At 46.4% G+C, this 19,784-nt stretch carries 9 protein-coding genes; all 9 read right to left on the bottom strand.

The window, feature by feature from the left end; all coding sequences use genetic code 11:
• The coding region (locus ACJ751_RS14680) for a two-component regulator propeller domain-containing protein (protein WP_407746252.1) at positions 1-3,109 on the bottom strand (3,109 nt) is incomplete at its 3' end.
• A gap of 244 nt (positions 3,110-3,353) precedes the next feature.
• Positions 3,354-4,655, bottom strand: a complete 1,302-nt coding sequence (locus ACJ751_RS14675; protein ID WP_407746251.1) for a glycoside hydrolase family 28 protein — start codon at positions 4,653-4,655, stop codon at positions 3,354-3,356.
• Positions 4,656-4,843: 188 nt separating this feature from the next.
• Positions 4,844-6,796 carry a RagB/SusD family nutrient uptake outer membrane protein gene (locus ACJ751_RS14670; RefSeq protein WP_407746250.1) on the bottom strand — a complete coding sequence of 651 codons (1,953 nt, stop codon included), beginning with the start codon at positions 6,794-6,796 and terminating at the stop codon, positions 4,844-4,846.
• A gap of 30 nt (positions 6,797-6,826) precedes the next feature.
• Positions 6,827-9,937, bottom strand: a complete 3,111-nt coding sequence (locus ACJ751_RS14665; protein WP_407746249.1) for a SusC/RagA family TonB-linked outer membrane protein — start codon at positions 9,935-9,937, stop codon at positions 6,827-6,829.
• Positions 9,938-10,331: 394 nt separating this feature from the next.
• Entirely contained in the window at positions 10,332-11,522 is a 1,191-nt protein-coding gene (gene pelA / locus ACJ751_RS14660; protein WP_407746248.1) for a pectate lyase, read from the bottom strand.
• A 160-nt stretch (positions 11,523-11,682) separates the two neighbouring features.
• Positions 11,683-12,846: a Gfo/Idh/MocA family protein gene (locus tag ACJ751_RS14655; RefSeq protein WP_407746247.1), complete on the bottom strand. Its 1,164-nt coding sequence runs from the start codon at positions 12,844-12,846 to the stop codon at positions 11,683-11,685.
• Between the two features lie 171 nt (positions 12,847-13,017).
• On the bottom strand, positions 13,018-14,655 hold the full coding sequence (locus tag ACJ751_RS14650; protein WP_407746246.1) for a RagB/SusD family nutrient uptake outer membrane protein: 1,638 nt from the start codon (positions 14,653-14,655) through the stop codon (positions 13,018-13,020).
• 17 nt (positions 14,656-14,672) lie between these two features.
• Positions 14,673-17,885 carry a SusC/RagA family TonB-linked outer membrane protein gene (locus ACJ751_RS14645; RefSeq protein WP_407746245.1) on the bottom strand — a complete coding sequence of 1,071 codons (3,213 nt, stop codon included), beginning with the start codon at positions 17,883-17,885 and terminating at the stop codon, positions 14,673-14,675.
• A gap of 242 nt (positions 17,886-18,127) precedes the next feature.
• Positions 18,128-19,784, bottom strand: a 1,657-nt coding sequence (locus ACJ751_RS14640; RefSeq protein WP_407746244.1) for an ABC transporter ATP-binding protein, incomplete at its 5' end; no start/stop codon positions are given.

Here is a 19,784-nt window from a genome sequence, read left to right as displayed (position 1 = left end):
TGGCGCTGATAAATATTTTGATCGCTCTGCCTTCCGGCGTGAACTTGATGGCATTGGCCACAAGGTTATAGATCACCACATCCAGTTTTTCTGCATCTACCCAGGCAATGCATTCTTTCTGGTCGGGCAACACTTCCAGGGTTATTCGCTTGCTTTGGGCTGCCTCGGTAAAGTGTTCGACAATTTTTTTGACGAAGGTTACCACCTCCAGTCTTGAAATGCGCAGGGTGGCTTTTTCACTTTGTACTTTTCGCAGATCGAGCAATTGATTGATGAAGCGCACCATGCGGCTCGCGTTCTTGCGGGCCACCTCTATGTAACCAGACATTTCCGGTGACAGCCCGCCCTTCTTTGCTACCTGCTCCAATGGATTTACAATCAAGGTGAGCGGAGTCCGCAATTCATGTGACACATTGGTGAAGAAATGCATCTTCAACGCAGCCAATTTTTGTTCTACGGCTATCTTGTGACGCAGCCTGATCATAGCCAGTGCATAGCGGCGGATAAAAAACAATACGATCCCAATAACCAGCACATACAACCCATACGCCCACCATGTTTTCCACGGTGGCGGCTGTATGGTAATGGCCAGTTGTTTATAAGGTTGATTGGAATACAGGTCCTGGCTAAGGCTCTTTACTTCAAATACATAATTACCAGGCGGCAGATTGGTGTAAGTAGCTTTTCTGAATTGCCAGTCGTTGTGCCAGGTACTATCGAAGCCCAGTAGCCGGTAAGCAAAACCCTGCCGGTCGCCGCTTCCCCGGGGATCGAGGAGTGCGTAATAAATGCTGATGATATTCTGGTTGTATTGTAAGTTCAACCGCGAAACATAATTGATATCTGTTGCCAGCAGGTGCGTATTCGCTTTGGGCCCTGCCTCTTCATTATTAATTTGAAGACCGGTAAATACAATATTTGCTTTGATGCGGCTGGTGTTGATCTGGCCGGGATCAAAAGAAAGATAACCGGTAACAGTGCCAAAAAAGAGCTTTTTGTTGGCGGGCGCTTTGGAAACGGAGGCCTCGGAAAAAGTTATCTTAGGGGGTAAGGCATCATAGCTATCAAAGTTTCGAAAGATATGCGTGTCGGGGTTAAACTTTGACAACCCATTTTCGGTTGCCAACCATAAATTTCCCTCGCTGTCTTCCGCACAACTAAGAATGAAATCATTGGGCAATCCATCTTTAGTGGTATAATTTCTAAAGCGGAGTGCCTCGAAAGGTTTGTCACCTATTGCCTCACAAAAACCACCACCGGAAGTAGCCAGCCACATCCTGTTTTTTCTATCGCGGTAAACAAACAAGATATCCTTGTTGCCCAGGCTTTCCCTGTTGCCGGGGATAGTACTGTAGGTTTTGTATTTATAAACGGGGGAATGCTGTTCGTTGGCATCCAGCACCAGCAAACCGGTTGTTGTGCCCAGCCAGATATTGCCATCTTTATCGAGACACATGGTGCGGATATTCTGAAAATCGCCCTGCGGATACTGTTGAAAGGCATTACCGCTGTGAATGAATCTGGTGCCGCCCGGGTTCTGTTCGATCAGCGCCAGGCCATTGTCGAGCGAACCGACCCAGATGCGGCCCTGCTTATCTTCCAGTAAAGAATAGATCTGGTTAAAGGGTAAACTGTCTTTAATCTCTATATGCCGCTGAAAATGACTAAGCCGGTATTTTGTTTGTTCATTGTTTACGGGAGTGGCTTTGTACAAACCGCTTCCCTTGGTACCTAACCAGATATTTCCTTTGCTATCCTGCAAAATCGCATAGACGCCCACTACCCCACCCGCTGGTTCATTTTCAAATAGCCCTTTTACAGGTAGATTATTTTTAAAAACAGTAACACCGCTCATTTTCGTTCCCAACCATAAACGGCCCTGCTGATCGTTATACATTACCCGCACTTCATTGCCAGACCTGGCAGATTCCAGGTCAACTACATGCTGCTGTTCAAAGTCATTGTCCTGGATAACAATTTTATCCAGTCCGCCTTCCTTGGTGGTAAGCCAGAGAATGCCGGCAGTGTCGTAATAATGTGCTGTAATGTTGGCCGGTAACTGGTAACTGGCGCCTTCAGGTGTTTGTAAAATAGTCAACAGCGATTTACTGCCTGGTTTATAATAACCAAACCCCCGCCCCTTCATGCTTACCCAAATGGTTCCTTTATAATCTTCCAACACCCAGAAGTACCGGTTGTTTGCGTCGTTGAGTATGGGACCGGTGTTTACAGCAAATAATTGAAAGGAACGGTTTTGTGGATCGAAATGAATAGCACCCAGTTTTTCAGGTTCTATCCATAACCCACCGGTCTTATCTTCATACAAAGAAGAAAGACTTTCTTTTGTGGCGTATCTGGCGGTGGTGATTTGCTGATCGCCGAGGCTTACCATTATTATTTCACCCACCGAAGTACTGGCATACAACACATCGCTTTTGGTTGAGCGCAGCAAGGCATTTATGCGCCCGTGGGTTATTTTCCGCGTGGTATATGTTTTGGACCGCTTTTCATAGGTGATCAATTGTCCGTTGGCCGTGCCGAAGTATACATGGTCTGCATCTTCCTGTCTGAACCGGGATGTGTGGGATGTTTGGGATAGTTGGGATAGGGATGCTATGGATGATTGGGATACATGGGATATTGTGGGCTGGGTTGCCTGGGATACGCGAAAAATTCCATCATTCTTGGTTTGTAGCCACACCCAACCGTCAGCGGCTTGCAGAATGTTATTGAATTCAATTTTGTGGTTTGGATTCAACAGCGTTGACAGCGGCAGAAATTGTTCTGTTTTTTTATCAAAGCGGTATATCTGGTAGTCATATGCCTGTATCCATAGATGACCGGATTGGTCTTCCACTATCTTTGCTATTCTACTGTTACCCAATTGATATTTTTCTTCGGGAGATGATTTGAAGGAAACAAATGCGTGGCCATCGAAGCGATTAATGCCGTCCCAGGTGCCAAACCACATAAACCCTTCCTGGTCCTTCATCATACAATTTACCCGCCGGTGCGAAAGCCCCTGTTCGGTAGCATAATGTTCTATCTTGTATTTTGGCTGCGCATGAACGGTTACGGCAAACAAGAAGAAAAAACATAAAACGTTCAAAAGACGTTTAACAGCAATCTTACAATATATCTCCCCCAAAATCATTTCAATTGTGTAACCAAAAGAAATGAAAAAAGGTGTATTAAACAAGAATCCGGCGGGTTAGTTTCCCTGCTGTTGCACCGGTAGCCTGGCTCCCGAACCCTGATGCGTCCGGGAAAGCCACCGGCCGGGCAAAAAGCCCGTTAAAGAAAAGGCGGCTAAGACAATCAATACGATCCTGGAATTTATACAGTATGCTGAGTTAGTTTTTTGCCATGGTGGATTTAGTTTCAGGCGCCGACATGGTTTTACCGTTCACCTTCACATTTTTGAAACGCAGGTTTTGCACATTGCCCAGGTGAAAGTCTGTCGATTTTAAGTCCAGGTCTACATTTTCAACCAAAATATCGCTGATGGAGGCCTGGTTATGTCCGGTGATCTCACCCAACGAACTTCCTTTGCCATGAACATTGGAAATTTTGATATTCCGCACAACAGTTTTTGGCGGCGCCTGGCCTTTTAGATCGAAGTATTGCGTCCAGGGCGAGATCTTAAAAATAGCGCCCCCATCAACCAGGGTTATATCATCCATAGTTATGTTCTCATATTGCTGCGGCGTATCGGGACGAAGCTTCAACCGCAGCACCGTAGGGCGAAGCGTGGTACAGCGTTGAATGGTTACATTGCGAACGATGGTGGCTTCACTGCCAAAGGTTACAATGCCCCCACCCGCTTCAAAAATGCAATCGCTGATCTCGATATTTTCTACCGGCCGGCTGTTCTGGTCCTGCATGGCAAAGGGTCCTTTTGAACCTTTTAAAGCAATGCAATCGTCGCCAACAGAAAAAAAGCTGTGACGAATGAAAATGCCCTGCGAGCAGTCAACATCGATGCCATCTGAACTGGGCGCCTGGTGATAAGGTTTGGGGCCCGATGGCGCATGAAACCGGCAATATTCAACGGTTACTTCCTGGCAGGCATACAAATGCAGGTTCCAGAAACCGGAATTCAAAAAAGTAATGCCGCTTATTATTACATCTTTTGAATGTTGAATGAAAGTAAGCCGGGGCCGTTCAACGTTTAAGTTTGTAGTCTTGTTATCAGCATCACGCCGGGCATAAAACTCTTTCCAGAATGGTTCGCCGCTTCCGTCTAATATTCCTGAGCCGGTGATGCGCACATGATCCAGGCTATCCCCGTTTATCAATGCCACCCGCCAGGGTTCAAAATGCCCTTCAATGCGGGTGTTCAGTTTTGGATAATCATTAATGTTTGTTGACCCTTTCAGCACCGCACCTTCCTGCAATTCCAGGTTAACGCCGCGTTTCAGGAACAGGGCGCCGCTTACAAACACCCCTTTGGGAACAACGATGGTGCCGCCTCCCTTTTGCGCACACTCATCAATAACCACCTGAATTTTTTGGGTATTGAGCGTTTTACCATCGCCCATGGCCCCGCGTTCGGCAATGTTATAGCGCTTATCGTTTACATTGCCTGTTTGGGCAACCGCATGGGTGAACAGGATAAAACAACCTACAAACAGAACAATGATTCGTCTTCTCATATTCAGATAATGAGGTGTAAACCTATTGTTTAGTAATTACGAAAAGGTTTCTGTTTGTACAGAAATGGTTTGAATAAGTACAGGGGATAAAAATATTAATTGAGAAACAACCCTTTACAAATGGAAGCCCCTCCCGATGCATCGGGAAGGGCGCTTCCTTTACTGCTAATATGTGAAAACGTGGTACGCTAGAATCCAGGGTTTTGTTGCGATTGCTTTTCATCGGCCGACAAAGCCTTACCGTTTAATTGGATACCATCCAGGAAAGTTTGTGGAATTGGCCGCAGCACGTGGATGTCCCTGACATTTGACGCCGCCTGGGCGTTAAATGCTTTCACCCTCGGCACCAGGGTCTTTGTTCTTGACAGGTCTTCCCAGCGTTTGTATTCTCCGGCCAGTTCGCGTGAACGTTCATCCAGCACCAATGCCAGCATTCTGTCATAATCACCGCTTACTCCCAATCGCGCAATCACATATTCATCACCGGCGGGCAGTGCATTTATGTCTGTAATAGCCAGGTTATTGGAAGCTGCCGTTGTAACCGGAATATTGTTCGATTCGTAATAGGAGTTTTCAGGGATGAAGGAGTTGATTGTGGCGCTTTGACCGAATGGACTTTGCGCAATACCGCCATCATAATAAGCGGCGCGGTCTTCACCGGCTACGAATTGGGCGCGGGCCCTTACTGGATTAATATAAGTCAATGCATCGGTATAAGCGCCGGTACCCAGCTTTGCCAGCCTGATCTTTGCTTCCGCTGCGATCAGGTAAGTTTCTGCAGAGCGGGCCAGGTTCATATCCCGCAACCCCCGGGTTTCATTCACAGCTATCCTTGAACCATCCATATGTTTGCTTAAAGGCGGGTACCGCACATCCACCAGCATGGCGCCGTCGGTATTTACCCCGGTGGGAAAGGCAACATATACGTTCGGAATTGTTTTATTTGTTTTGTTATACAGCACTACATCATTCAGTTTGTAACTGACAAAGCGATTATCGCCGGGCTGATTAATAACATACATGATGCCCAGATCGCCGTTGACATAATAACTGCCCGCAGACTTGTTCAACCGGTATTTTGTTCTGAAGCTTTTCCAGAACCGGGAGTCATTTACCTGATCGTATATTCTGTACATATAGTAATTGGTGCGCAAACGGCTGAACGGCCGGTCACCGGTAATATCACGTTGCATTTGGGAGATGTCGTCATAGCGGGATCCCCAGTACAGGTGCTGGGTATTGGCGCCGTTAGTAGAAACATCTGCCGTGAATTGTGCAGAAAGGATCAGTTCTGGTAATTTTTCATTGGAAGCATCGGGGCCGGTATATTTCCAGAGGTCTGCGAAATTAGTGGTGAGCGGGTGGTGCGAAATAACTTCATCACATAAAGGTACTATCGCAGCCAGATCGGCAGCCTTGTAGGCTGAATTCCAGGTATCATTGATTTCGCTGGCACGGAACAGGTATGCTTTTGCCAGATAGTGTGCGGCCGCATCTTTTGTGATCCTTGCAGGCGCACTTGCATTTGGCAACAGATTATAGGCCTGTTTAAAATCATCGATGATCTGTTTGTATACTTCTTCAGGGGTTGCCCGGGTAAATTCCTTTTCAATGGTTGTACTGGGTTCGGTCTTCAGCGGTACGGCGCCATATTGAGAAACAAGGTGCAGGTAGCAGTATGCTCTGAAGAAATACCCTTCGCCCAACGCCACCTTTTTAATAGCATCTGAAGTGGAAGTACTGGCGGTGGCATTTTTGATCAGCAAATTCGCATCGCCTATACCCGTAAACAAGGTATCCCATTGCACATTGGCCGTTGCCGTATTGCCGTTATTGATGGTTACTATAGATTTGTACCCTGCATCATAATTGTTCCAGGAACCATTGGAAGGGTCGCCACCTACCATAAACTCATCCACGCCGTAATTCATAGTACAATAGGCCCACTCCGAAGCAAATGGCAAAGCGAACACCTGGTAATAGGTACCTACCGCCAATGCCTGAATACCTGCATCGGTTTTAAAATACTCCATATTCCTGTCGGTGGTCAGGGTCTCATCCAGAAAATCTTTTTTGCAGGATGCCACCGCAATCAAACCTGCCAAAAGAGATATATTGAAAATTATTTTTGTAGTGTTCATTGTCTTATTTTTTATCGTTAATCGTTGCGGTTAAAAGGATGCGTTTATGCCAAAGGTGATGCCTCTGTTATAGGTAGGAAGCTGTGTATCCATATCCAGCCAGCCGATCTTCGAAAACACGATGGCCGGGTTCACCACCTGTGCATATAATTTTAAACCGGAGATCGCATTTGTTTTTAACGCTTTGCTGTTCAGGGTGTACGCCAACGATATATTGCGGATCTTGATAAATGAGCCACTCTTATATCCCAACACCACATAGTAGGAATCGCCGCTTCCCTCAGAGTAGATGGGTTTCTGGTAATCAGCGTTCAAATTGTTCTCATTATAATAATTGACCGAACGCTGCGTACCGCGGGCCACCTGGGCTTCGCCACCTGTATTATAGATGTATTTTAACCGGCCATACAGGAAGATGGACAATTCAAAGTTTTTGAAGGTGAATGTGTTGGTCATACCAACGATCCATCTTGGCCTTGAATTGCCAATGAGCACACGGTCATGGTTTGCATCGATAAGGGTATCGCCATTGATATCGGCCGGTCTTGCATTGCCAGGCGAGAATTTGGTTTTTCCTTTGGTATTATATGCCAGGTAAGTGTTTGAATCTGCCGCCTGCCAGATACCTGCACTCTGGTAACCGTAGATCATCCCGATAGACTGACCAATGAACCAGTTGTTATTGATATCATCCTGCTTGCCATTCGACAGGGAAACGATCTCATCTTTTTGCCAGGAGATACTCATATTGGTTGTCCAGCTGAGGTCCCTTCTGTTGATATTAACCGTTGTTAAACTCAGATCCAACCCTTTATTTTTAGTCTGGCCTATATTTGCATAGGTATTTGTGTAACCGGTCACCGTTGGGATAGACTCCTGCACCAACAGGTCGGTGGTTTTTGATTTATATACGTCCAGGCTACCTAATATCCTTCTGTTCAGCACAGAGAAGTCGACACCCAGATTATATTGCGTGGTTTTTTCCCAGCCCAAACTCTGGTTGGCAAAAGTAGCCGGGGGAATACCTCCCGGGGTAATAACGGTTGAGGAGGTTGTAAATGGATAAAAGAGCGAGGTAGCAGCGCCCTGGGTGGCATATGGCTTGATGGCAGAGTTACCGGTAACCCCTACCCCAAACCGCAATTTGAAGTCATTTACCCAGGTGGCGTTTTTCATAAAATCTTCATTGTTGATCCGCCAGGCAACAGCCATAGAAGGGAACCAGGAATATTTGTGCCCTTCAGCGAGCATGGAGGCGCCATCACGGCGGGCAGAAACAGTCAATAAATACTTGTCATTATAGCTGTAGTTGATGCGGGCCATCAAAGACTGCAACTGGCTTTCCAAAAGCCCCGAAGCATACCCGGTTAAATTAGCTGCAGGAATATAATTTTTTGATAACGCATTCCATTTCTGACTGCCAAAAGCAATCCCATTTGCAGCAATTAAATTACTGTCCATGGTAAATTTCGTCTGGCTGCTCAATAAGGTGAGCGCCAGGTCGTGGCGGCCAATGGATTTATTGTAATAGATCAAATGATCGAGGGTATAAGAGAATGTTTGCTGTTTGTTAAGTGAAGCAGAATTGGCGCCACTACTGATAACCGAGTTGGCGTCGATGTAGGTGCCATCCCGGTAGTTGGAGTAGTCGGGACCAAAATTCACCCGGTACTTTAAATTCTTCAAAACCGGAAGAATGGCGCCAAAGTCAACCTGCCCGTAAATGCTGGCGAAAGCGCGCAGGGTTACCCGTTGGTCCTGGTTTAAACTCCACTCATTCGCCACATTTTTAAAGGCTATATCACCACCGGGGTTATAGATCCTGTTTCCGGCAGAATCATAGGGCACTGCATAGGGGAACAACGCCCTGGCAGATTCATACAGACTGTTTGAGGAGGACACGGTGGTGGCGCCGGTTTTGGATTGCCCGAATTCCTGTTTACTATAGGATACCGTAAGGTTTGTACCGAACTGGAACCATTTGGTGGCATTAATGTCACCATTTACATTGACCGTATACCTTGTATAACTTTGTCCTTTCGTTGTACCTGTATTGTTCAAATAGCCAAATGAAGCATACGCTTTTGCCTTCTCACTACCGCCGCTAACACTTACATTCAGGTTCTTGGTTATGCCGGTTTGGGTAACCATTCCACGCCAGTCAGTGGTTGCCACCTTTGAGCCGTCCCAGGTTCCCGAAGCCCAGCCTTGTTGAATATTTGCCCAGGCTGAAGGATCGCTGGTGGCCAGGAAGATCGTTTTATCATTGGCAATAGTGGGTTGATCACCGCGCGCATAGGTGGTAGGGGCCTGATAATAACGGGCCCAGCGGCGAAAAGTTATATAATCTGCGGCATTGAACATGTCCTCCCTGTCGATCAGTTTTTCAGCTGTGGTACTCAGGTTTAAATTCAGGGATGTTCTGCCGGCTTTGGCCTGTTTGGTGGTAACGATCACTACCCCATTGGCGCCGCGGGAACCATAAATGGCCGTGGCCGAGGCATCTTTCAACACATCGATGGACTCAATATCAGTTGGATTGATGTATTCAATACCACCCGTCATCAGGGGAATGCCATCAACCACATACAGGGGTGAATTGGAGGCAGTTAAAGAACGTACACCCCGGATATTAATAGTACCTACCGTACCGGGACGTTCTGAAGTGCCGATATCAACACCGGCTACTTTTCCCTGCATCGCCTGCAGGGCATTATCTACCGGTCTTGACTTGATGTCTTTTTCATTCATGCCCGTAACAGCCCCTGTTACATCTTTCTTTTTTACGGCGCCATAACCAATAACCACTACCTGGTCCATGGAGTTGTCGGCCGTGCTTAATGTTATACTTAACTGCCCTTTGTTCTCAATGGGTACTTCCTTGGTAGTGAACCCCACTGAACTAAGCACAAGCACAGCCGTGCCGGATGGCGCATGCAGGGAGAATGTTCCATCCGCAGCGGTAGTGGTTACCACTTTGGCGCCTTTAACCTGCACAGTAACGCCTTGCAGGGGGCTGCCTCCATTGTCTGTTATTTTACCGGTTACGGGGAAATTGGTTTGCGCAAAAGAAAAAACGGCAAATAGATTGAATAGCGCCATGAGCAGGGCGTATCGCCTGCAAGCAATCGTTTGTTTCATATTAGCAGTCAGTGTTTAAATTAACAAAAGCATTGGTAAGTTATCCTTTCCAGTTGCTAAAATCATCCTGAGCCATCCTGCACCATCCTGAAGTAAACTGGCCTGTTCTTATTGGGCATTTTTATCTTGTTTATAGGGTAAGGCCCCAGAATAGCGGGTTATGCTGCTTGTGCAACATTAAAAACTGTGCCCTGTTTGCTGGGGGCTTTATTGAAGGAATGGTTGTTTTTAGATTACCTGGTCTTTTTGTTTGACAGTAATAGTGCCTGGGAGGGCGACTTGAGATTGTTTGATGAGACAAAGAGCAGCAAAGATGTTCCAAAATAGAAGTGCCTGAGACCCTTTTAAATTAACTTAAGGCATCTCAGGCACAAAGTTTTTTCTTCAGAATTATTTATTGCCTGACCAGCACATCTTTACCAGGCGACCATTTCTTTTGCCAGTCGTGATATTTGCTCAAGACTTTTTGTGGAGCATAAGTATACCACGCATAGCCATCACGTCTTTCCCGGTCTACCTCGGCCAGTGAATAAACGACTTTACTATCCCGGTTGCAGAACAGGGGTTTGTGTGTCTTCAATTCATAATAGCGTGTCCAGATGGGCGCAGCCGTTGTATCGCGCACTACTACCCTGTCAGTGGTGGAAACCCGGAATGGTGTTTCCATTCTTGGTGCGGGAACAACGTCAACCCGGGTGTTGTAGATCTTCGAGTCCTGAAACCATTTCACTGCATATTGTATGGCATCAACCACGCGTTGATCGGGATGGTCGATGCTCATGAGGAAAAGGACCAGGTCGGCGCTTTCCGAGTTACAAATACTCGCCGGTTCAAATTTCCGGGCCCATGCAGGCTGCAGCGTGTGCTCATCATATTGCTGACACCAGGCCGTTGGAACGCCTGCATCGTTGATCTGTGTTTTAACAATACAGTCGATGCCTTTGGTAAAGGCCTGTTCAACTTTCTGGCGGTCCGATGCCTCCAGGTAGTCGTATTGGGGCAGCCCGTTCAGCATATCCCGCAGCAATTCCATGATGCCTTCAAAAGCACCGTCGTTGAAAGTGATCTCTTTACTGTAATTGTTCTTCTCGATCGGATAATACTGCGGCCAGCCGCCGTTTGCATATTGCGCATTGAGCAAAAAGTGCAGTCCTTTTATCGCCGCGTCGCGATATTTTCCGGAATGAGTGACCTTATAAATAACCGAAAGCGCCGCGATGTGGGTATAGCTGGTCCCGTTATCAAATGTGGTGTTTGTTTCTTGGTGCCTGCTTGTTACAGAATCTTTCTGGGCATCGGTAAGCATAGCAAAGAAGTCGTAATTCTTTGGCCATCCTCCATTGTCTTTCTGGAAGAGGATCATGTTGTCACCGATCTCAGCCAGCTGATTGGGCTGATACTGAGGTTTGCCAGGCATGGGGTTGATCATGCGCTTATCATCCTTACCCATGTACCAGTGGCCTGAATTGTCGGCAAACGGCCGGGGATCGATGCGGTCCAGGCTTTTTTGTACATTATTTTGAGCAATGGCCTGGCGGGAACCAAGCAGGGAAAAAAGGGCGATGATTACGATCAAATACTTCATATGGTATACAACGTGTTTTGAATTTGCAGTAACAAACTTACCTGGGTATCAGGACCAGGAGGTTTAATTTTTGGTCAAATACTTTTAAAAATTCGACAAACCACGGTAACCAGCTATTTTTTTCGCCTTGCAGGTTGCCCGAAAAGGGTAAATACTACAATTATGCTTTATTATAATTAAGTTTCTGCGCATGCTGCTGTGCTTTCAGGGCCAGCTCTGTTGCCAGGAAACAATGGTGTTGTGTCATGGCTGTTTCCGTTCTGTTTATCACATCATCAACCAATTGTTTCCCGTAGGGAAGTTCTATATTATTGCAATCGATGTATTGGGTGTCTTTGTCGTTCACTAAATAAAGATGGTTGCCGCCGGGGTGCACGGCTATATCTATGTTCTTACGCACTTCAATGTACCCTTTTGTGCCAAGAATAGTCAATCGTCCATCACCCCAGGTTTTTAATCCGTCCGGCGTAAACCAATCTACCCGGATATAACCGGTACCGCCATTGCCCCGCAGCACGATATCCCCAAAGTCTTCGAACCCCGGATATTGCGGATGCGCCACATTGCCAACCTGGGAGGTGACGATGTCTGCCTTATCAGAATTGGTGAAATAAAGGAATTGGTCAAACTGGTGAGAGCCGATGTCGGTAATAATGCCACCAAAATATTTTTTATCAAAAAACCATTGCGGACGATCCTTTGCACTCATGCGGTGCGGGGCCATAATAACGGTTTGAATGACATTGCCAATGGCGCCTTCTTTCACCAACTCACCTGCCTTAACCGTTGCTTTGTTCTCGAACCGCTCACTGTACATGATGGAATAGATGCGGTTGGTTTGTTTTTGCACCTTGCGCACTTCTTCCAATTGCTCCAATGTGGTAATGCCAGGTTTATCTGACATATAATCTTTTCCTTGCTGCATGGCGCGAATGCCAATGCCTGCACGGTCAACAGGAATAGCGCTGCTGAGAATAAGTTGAATGGATCTATCTTCCAGAATTTCTTTTTCGCTGTTAGCCACCTTTACCTGCGGAAATTTCTTTAAAAATTCTGCCACCAGGTCGGCTTCTTTTGCATACAATGATACCAGTTGTCCCCCACCCCGTATGACGGCATTTACCTGTCCATAAATGTGGGCATGATTGATACCAATGACAGAAAATTTTATTCGCGGTTCCTCAAAGGGTGTGGCCGCAGGTTGATCCTCCTTGTATTTGTTAGCTGCAATTATATTTCCGGGCAGACCAGCAAATAAACCCATTCCTGTAACGGTGGCTGCGTCTTTCAAAAACTTACGGCGATTAAAGTTTGATCCTGGCATATCGTTAGATTGATTTTTACGAATACAAAAATACTATCGCTAATATAATCAAATCGTTCGATGATTGGTATAAAGGACAACCGGGCTTTCTGATGTTCCAAAGGTACCCGGTAAAAACAATAGCCCCGCTTTCGCGGAGCTATTACATGAGAAAAATCTAGGATAAGGCAGTTATTTAGGATTCTGCACTGGCGCACTGCCGGCAACCGGTGGATTTAATGACAGCTCATCATCCGGCACATCCCAGTAATCGAGAAAATTATAATTGATGGTTGCTTTGGTGTTCACTACTCCTGTACTGCTTACTACCACTGCATTGGTTCTGCCCCCGCCTGCTGAAAGATCATCGAGGTATCCCCACCGGCGGTAGTCATACAGGGAAACGTTGCGGAACAACAACGCGGTCCTTCTTTCCCGGCGCAATTCTTCGTACGCCTGGTCCGGGTCTGTAACGGCGCCCGACACAGCGGTAAGCCCCGCTCCCTGGTAGGTGCGCACAGCATCCACACTGGCAAGCCCGGTAGCGATATTATTGAGTTTTATATTGGCTTCCGCCTTCATCAGTTCGTTTTCTTCATAAGTGGCAGCCAGATATAATTCATAAGCGCCTACTGTTCTGCTCGATATTATCTGTACGCCCTTTAGGGTGTCGCCACCGTCTAACAACCTGTATCTTGTACTGAAGGTGAACCCGCCTTTCTGGTTAAGATAGGCGGTTACTTTGGAAAAGTTATTTGCCAGTCTTTTATCCCCTGTTTTATATTCCTGGATCAGGCGTTCGCTGATCTTATAAGTGGTGCTGGTTGGATCGCCTGTTGTCATGGCCGCCACGCTGCCCGTAGTGGCGCTGAGAAAGCTGCCGACCGAAGCCGAACGGCCGGTAAAAACAAGATCACTGCTGGTAACGCCACTATTTACCAGCGTGAGAATGTTATTCCAATCAGCGGCGGTCATATCTTTCACCCTTTTATTCACCAGGATATTACGCGCTTTCATGGTGTTGATCGTATGGATAAACATAGTTGGTGTAAGCACGCCGCCCTTCCCCAATTGACATTGCGTTGGGATCAGCACTTTTAACATAGCATTGTAATCAGTGAGCGTGGTAATGCCATTCAATGCATCTATGGCTTTGTTGTAATTGTCATTGGATTCTGCTATTATTTCAGCGCTTGTTTTGTAAAGGCCGTTGGTGACAGCAGACTCATTTTTTATAAGCCCGGCATAATAAACAGAACCGATCCGGGAATACGCATATCCCTTCCAGAAATAAGCCCATGCCTTTAAAGCATTTCTTTTCGAATCGGCATTGCCGGTAAAACTGACCTTATCTACTGTTTCAAGCACCAGGTTGCAGGCATTGTTTAAATAATACATCCATGTCCATTCAAAATAGAACATATTGCTTCCTGCCTTGGTACGGGAATTATTGAGCCGTATTACCTGTTTAGCAGGGGCAGAGTTGGTTACCTTACTGCCATCGTCAAATACTACGTAATCAGGTACGCTTACCTGGTTAGTGATGTTATTAGCCGCTTCAGCTGATATAACATCGGCCATCAGGTCGTGATAGGCCGGCGCCAGGAACCAGAAACTGCTTCCGAGGAACGAGCCAGAATATTTCGTATTGGTAATACCGTTAAAACCTGTTTGATAGACTGCGCCGAGCGCCAATGACAGGATCCCGGCTTCGGTTTTTGCATTTTCCGGTGTGGGTGAATTCGGATTTCGCACATTCAGTTCTTCTTTTCTGCAACTCTCCTGTAAAATTGCCAGCACACACAGTATGTAGATTATCTTTATTTTCATTGGAAAAATATTTATGATTAAAAACCGAGGTTCAATCCAATCTGATAGGTTTTGATATTGGGCATTGAATTATGGTCAATCCCCCGTTCGTACGCGGAATTGCTGGTACCAGTGTTGATCTCGGGGTCAAGGCCCGTATATTTGGTGGCCGTCCACAGGTTTCTACCCGACAACACCAGTTGCAGCTTCTGGAAATATTTGATATGCACCAACCGGGCTGCATCCACGGCCAGGGATACATTCCGTAACCTTACAAAAGAAGCATCTTCATAAAAATAATCCTTGGTGGAATTGCGTGCACCGTTTATGCTTCCCCACATATCGGAATAGGCGCTGATGTAATAATTGGAAAAGGCCGCTGTTTGGCCGTTGATCGTTACTTTATCACCAAAGTCTCCGTGTATGCCATCGCGATACATCCATTCTTTGGTCTGGTTATACAAATGGTTTTTGTAGATCCAGTCGAACTGGAACGAAAGGGTGATAAAGTCTTTAAACCGTACACTGTTAATAAAGGAAGCGTTGAATTTGGGATTAGGATCGCCGAGCGCATAGGTTTCATTGGTGAACATAATACCCCGGGTAGCCGTATCAACCAGGTAACCATTTACCAACTGGTATTTTCCTGCATCGGCTTTACTGATATAGGGCGTGCCGTCTTTGCGTGTCTGCTCTACACTGGTGAAGGCTTTCAATCCGTAGATCTGGCCTATTTTATCACCTGCTTTTAATACCAGGTTGGTGCTGCCCGCAGAGGCAGTTAATACAATGTCCTGGTTGGTAGATACGGCATCAATTTTTGAAGTTTGATGCCCGAAGGTGGTGGTAAAGTCCCATGTCAGGTTTTTGGTAGCCGCCACATTCAGGTTCAGCGAAAACTGAAATCCGTTGGATGACAGGGAGAAGGCGTTGGTAAGATAATTGCCGCCACCGGAAGAAGGGGGCGCATCTACCGCAAAGATCACATCTTTGCTTTTTCTTTTCCAGAAGGTAGAGCTTAGACCCAGGCTGGAAAACCATTCTCCTTTATTCAGATTTATAGTAACATCGGTCCCGATCTCGGTCTCTTTCGAGATCTCTACGCGCAGGTCGGGATTGCTTTGTGTAGCGGGCGTAAAGAATCCAAGTGCACTGCCGATACTTTTGGTCGACAATACCACATACCTGTCAAAGGCCCCGGGCTGGATACCGGCTTCGCCATAACCTCCCCGCAGTTTGAACTCGGGCAGGATACCGGAAAGGCCCTCCCAGAACTTAAATTGTGAAACCCGCAGATAGCCGTTGCCGTGGTAAAAGATTTGCGGCGTTGCGCCCCGGCCGAAGGCTGATGAATAATCGCTTCTTAAACCTGCTTTTATCCCGCCAATGCTGCCATAATCAAATGCCTGGTCAACCAGCCAGCCAAATGTTACAAATGGCCTTATTGTGTCTACGGTCACCTGCTGCGTATTGGTCTGCCGCATATTGTAGATCGGGTATAGCTGCAGCCCATCGCCGGTGGTGGTATATTGTTTAATTACATTCTTGCGATAGTCATAAGCTGCATAGGTAGTGGAAGTAATTGGCAACTTTATGTGAAGATCTTTGTCGAGATCGAGGTGAAAAGTGGCCGACGTCAATGCATTCTGAAAGGTAGTGGTGTTAGTGGTATTGGAAAGCCCGCCGGCATTGGAACTAAAGCCGCCGATAAAAGCACTTCTGCTAAGCGCATTGATATTCTGCGACTGGTTTTTATAAATATTTTTAATATCTTCTTTTTCATAGTTAATGCCATATTTGGCTTCCAGGTCAATAAAGCGATTGACATGGTATGCCGCTTGGATATTCTGGATAATATCCACGGTTTCATCGCTGCCCTGCGCATACTCGAAATAGTAATTAGGGTTGGCGCCATTGATACTTACGGGCGATGCATTGAGCCGGTAGGCATAGTCGCCATTGGCATCCTTCCAGTTGAGGTCAAAGAAAGGCGAGCTGTTCAACAGCTGGTAAATAGCATCACTGCCGCCTGTATAATATGGATTGAAATTGTTCTTCTGGTAGATCAGCTGGGTAATGGAGCGCACTTTGAATCCTTTAAAGAGTTCGGTGCCTATATTGGAAGTAAAATTGTAGCGATTGAGCGCGCCATTCTTTCTGATAGCGCTTTCCTGGTAGGAACGGGAGGCAGTTAAGGCAAAATCAGATTTATTGGCACCGCCAGATACGCTGATGCTGTTATTGATGGTGGCTGCAGACCGGAACAATTGTTTGAAGTGATCATAATACTTCAGGTTCTGGCCATAAGGCTTACTGCCATCTGTGTTGGGTGATGTGCTGTTCCATACTATGCCGCCCTGTGTAACGCCATCTATATTCACGCCCGCCGTATAGGTGCCGTCTGGTTTAACCTGGATGATCACCCCGTTATTATCCACCACATTGTTATTGGCATCGGTTTTAAAACCATGGGTGGAGGGCTTGTGCAGGTTTCCGGTATTAAGGTAAGTGCCGATGCCGTAGCTGCTCGAAACATCAATACTGATCTTACCGGCTTTTCCTTTTTTGGTAAAGATCTGAATAGCGCCATTAGCTCCCTGTGCACCGTAAATAGTTGCGGAAGCGGCGCCTTCCACTACTTCCACTCTTTCTACATTACTCAGGTCAAGGGCGTTCAGGTCGGTGGCCCTTACTTCAATACCATCGATCAGGATCATCGGGCGTGTACCTGATTGCAGTGAGTTGATACCACGTAAAAGGATATTCGTGCGTGCACCAGGCGTTCCGTCTACGCTGCTGATCTGTGCGCCGGCTATTTTACCCACCAGCGCCTGATCGATGGAACCGGACGGCACCGCCGGAAGTTTGTCTGCAGTAATAGATTCAACCGAGATCCCTATCTTCTTTTTACTCGTAGCAACCCCCACACCGGTCACTACTACTTCACTCAATGATTTGGGATCATAATTCAACTGGATGGAAATGGCTTTGCCGGAAACAATTTTTACACTTTTAGATAAATAACCAATGGAAGAAACTTCCAATATAGCGCCGGCAGCCGGTTGAGGCAGGGTAAACATACCATCGGCGTCGGTGGCAGTAGCACCACCGCCTTTAACCTTTACCGTAGCGTTTGCAATGGGAGTTCCGTCTTTTGAATCGGTGATCTTACCGGTGATACCAGTTTGCCTTGCAAAAAGGAAATGACTAATGAGCATGGCAATGCCCATAAGCAATTTTGCTTTTCTCATGTGAGCTGAGTTTTGGTTTTAATATGAACGAGGGCCGGGGAAAATAGGCTCTTTTATAAGGCGGGCAACCGATAATTCAATTTAGGTATTTTCTACATTTATTCGGAAAAACAAGATAATTTTATTTTCATACATTGTTAAAATAAATTATCTGTCCTGCCTATCCGGGCAATAAAAAACCATCCGCCGTTTGGCGAATGGTCATCAGACTGAAATTATATTAAAAATTATAATTATAGAAATCAGCTAACCCGCTTCCCTTCCATCAACAATTTAATAGCGTGTTCAAATGAACCGGCCTGAACAATTTGCCCGGCATTTACAAAAAATATTTCATCCGATTTTTCAATGGTGTTTAACCGGTGAGCGATTATTATCTGTGTGGTTTGGGCAGGCAATTTAGCCAGTATTTCACCCAGCAACTGTTCTGTCACCGTATCTATATTGGCGGTAGCTTCATCGAGGATCAGCAATTCCGGTTCACGCAGCAAGGCCCGTACAAATGCGATCAATTGCCGCTGGCCCAAACTCATACTCTCGCCCTTGCTTGTTACCGGCGTTTGCAATCCCTTATCGAACCGTTCCAGGATGTGCAACAGTCCCTTTTGCTGTAATATGTCATTCAATTGCTCGTGGCTGTATTGCTGATAGGTATCGTTTCCATAAAGAATATTTTCGTACAGCGTACCCGTAAACAAAAAAGGTTCCTGCAAAATAAACCCGATCTTTTGCGTTCTTTCTTCCGTTTTGTAGGTGCGAATATCCTTTCCATCCAGCAATACCTGTCCATTTGCAGGGTCGTACAAACGCGCTATCAGCGAAGCGGCAGTGGTTTTACCGCCGCCGGTAGGCCCAACAAATGCATAGGTTTTTCCCCGCCCCAGGGTAAAATTCACCTGGTGCAATACTTCCTTATCGCCATACTTAAATGAAACATCCCGAAACTCCAGCAATCCATTTCCGTTAACTCCTTCCACCTGTAGAACCGGCATATCCGACTCCATAGCCAGTACTGCGGAAATGCGGTCCCAACCGGCCATGGCCACCTGAAAGATCGGCCAGATACCAGCGATCTGCCGCATGGGATCATAAAAACGGGACAGATAAACAAAATAACTGATCATAAACCCGATAGTGAACTGTCCCTGCTGCAGCAGAAAAATACCAAAGAACAGCACGATGATCTGCGCCACATTACCGGCAAGGCCATACGACGGAATAAAGATATTATTGGCAACACCTGCTGCTACCGCCCGGCGGTAATTTTGATTGTTGATTGCAGCAAACCGTTTATTAAAATAATCACGTCGGTTAAATGCCACTACCACTTTAAAATTATCCAGGCTTTCCTGTATTTCGGCACTCATCCCTCCTACTGTTTGCAGGCTGGCGGCATTTCTTTTTTTGATCCAGGGCGAAATGAGTTTTGTAAAAAGCAAAACGATCGCGGCAGGCGCCAATGCGGCCAACCCCAGCTTTATGTTCACTGCCAGAATAAAAACAGCGGCGCCGATCATCATAAACAGACTGCCTACGAATTGCAGCAAACCCTGTGAAAAAAACTGGTTCAGTTTATCTGTATCGTTGTTGATGCGTGAGATCAGGTCTCCGGCCTTGTTCTGGCTGAAGAAAGCAACCGGCAGCGACTGCAGTTTCGAGAACAACTGGTTGCGCAGCGAAAACAGAATATGCTGACCAACAGCCCCCATCCACCTGGTTTGAAAATAACTGGCGATAAACCCTACCACGTACAACGCAAACACCAGCATAGAGGCTCTTACAACACCAGGAAAATCTTTTGAAATAATAGCCGTATTGATGGTATGGGCAATAATGATCGGCACCACCAGGGAGGTGAGCGTATTGGCGAGCAATGCCACAAAAGCCACAGACATGATC

This window comes from Niastella sp. (assembly GCF_045805085.1).
Taxonomy (GTDB): domain Bacteria; phylum Bacteroidota; class Bacteroidia; order Chitinophagales; family Chitinophagaceae; genus Niastella.
Note: the sequence above shows the minus strand (reverse complement) of the source record. Positions and strands in the feature narration are given on the sequence as shown.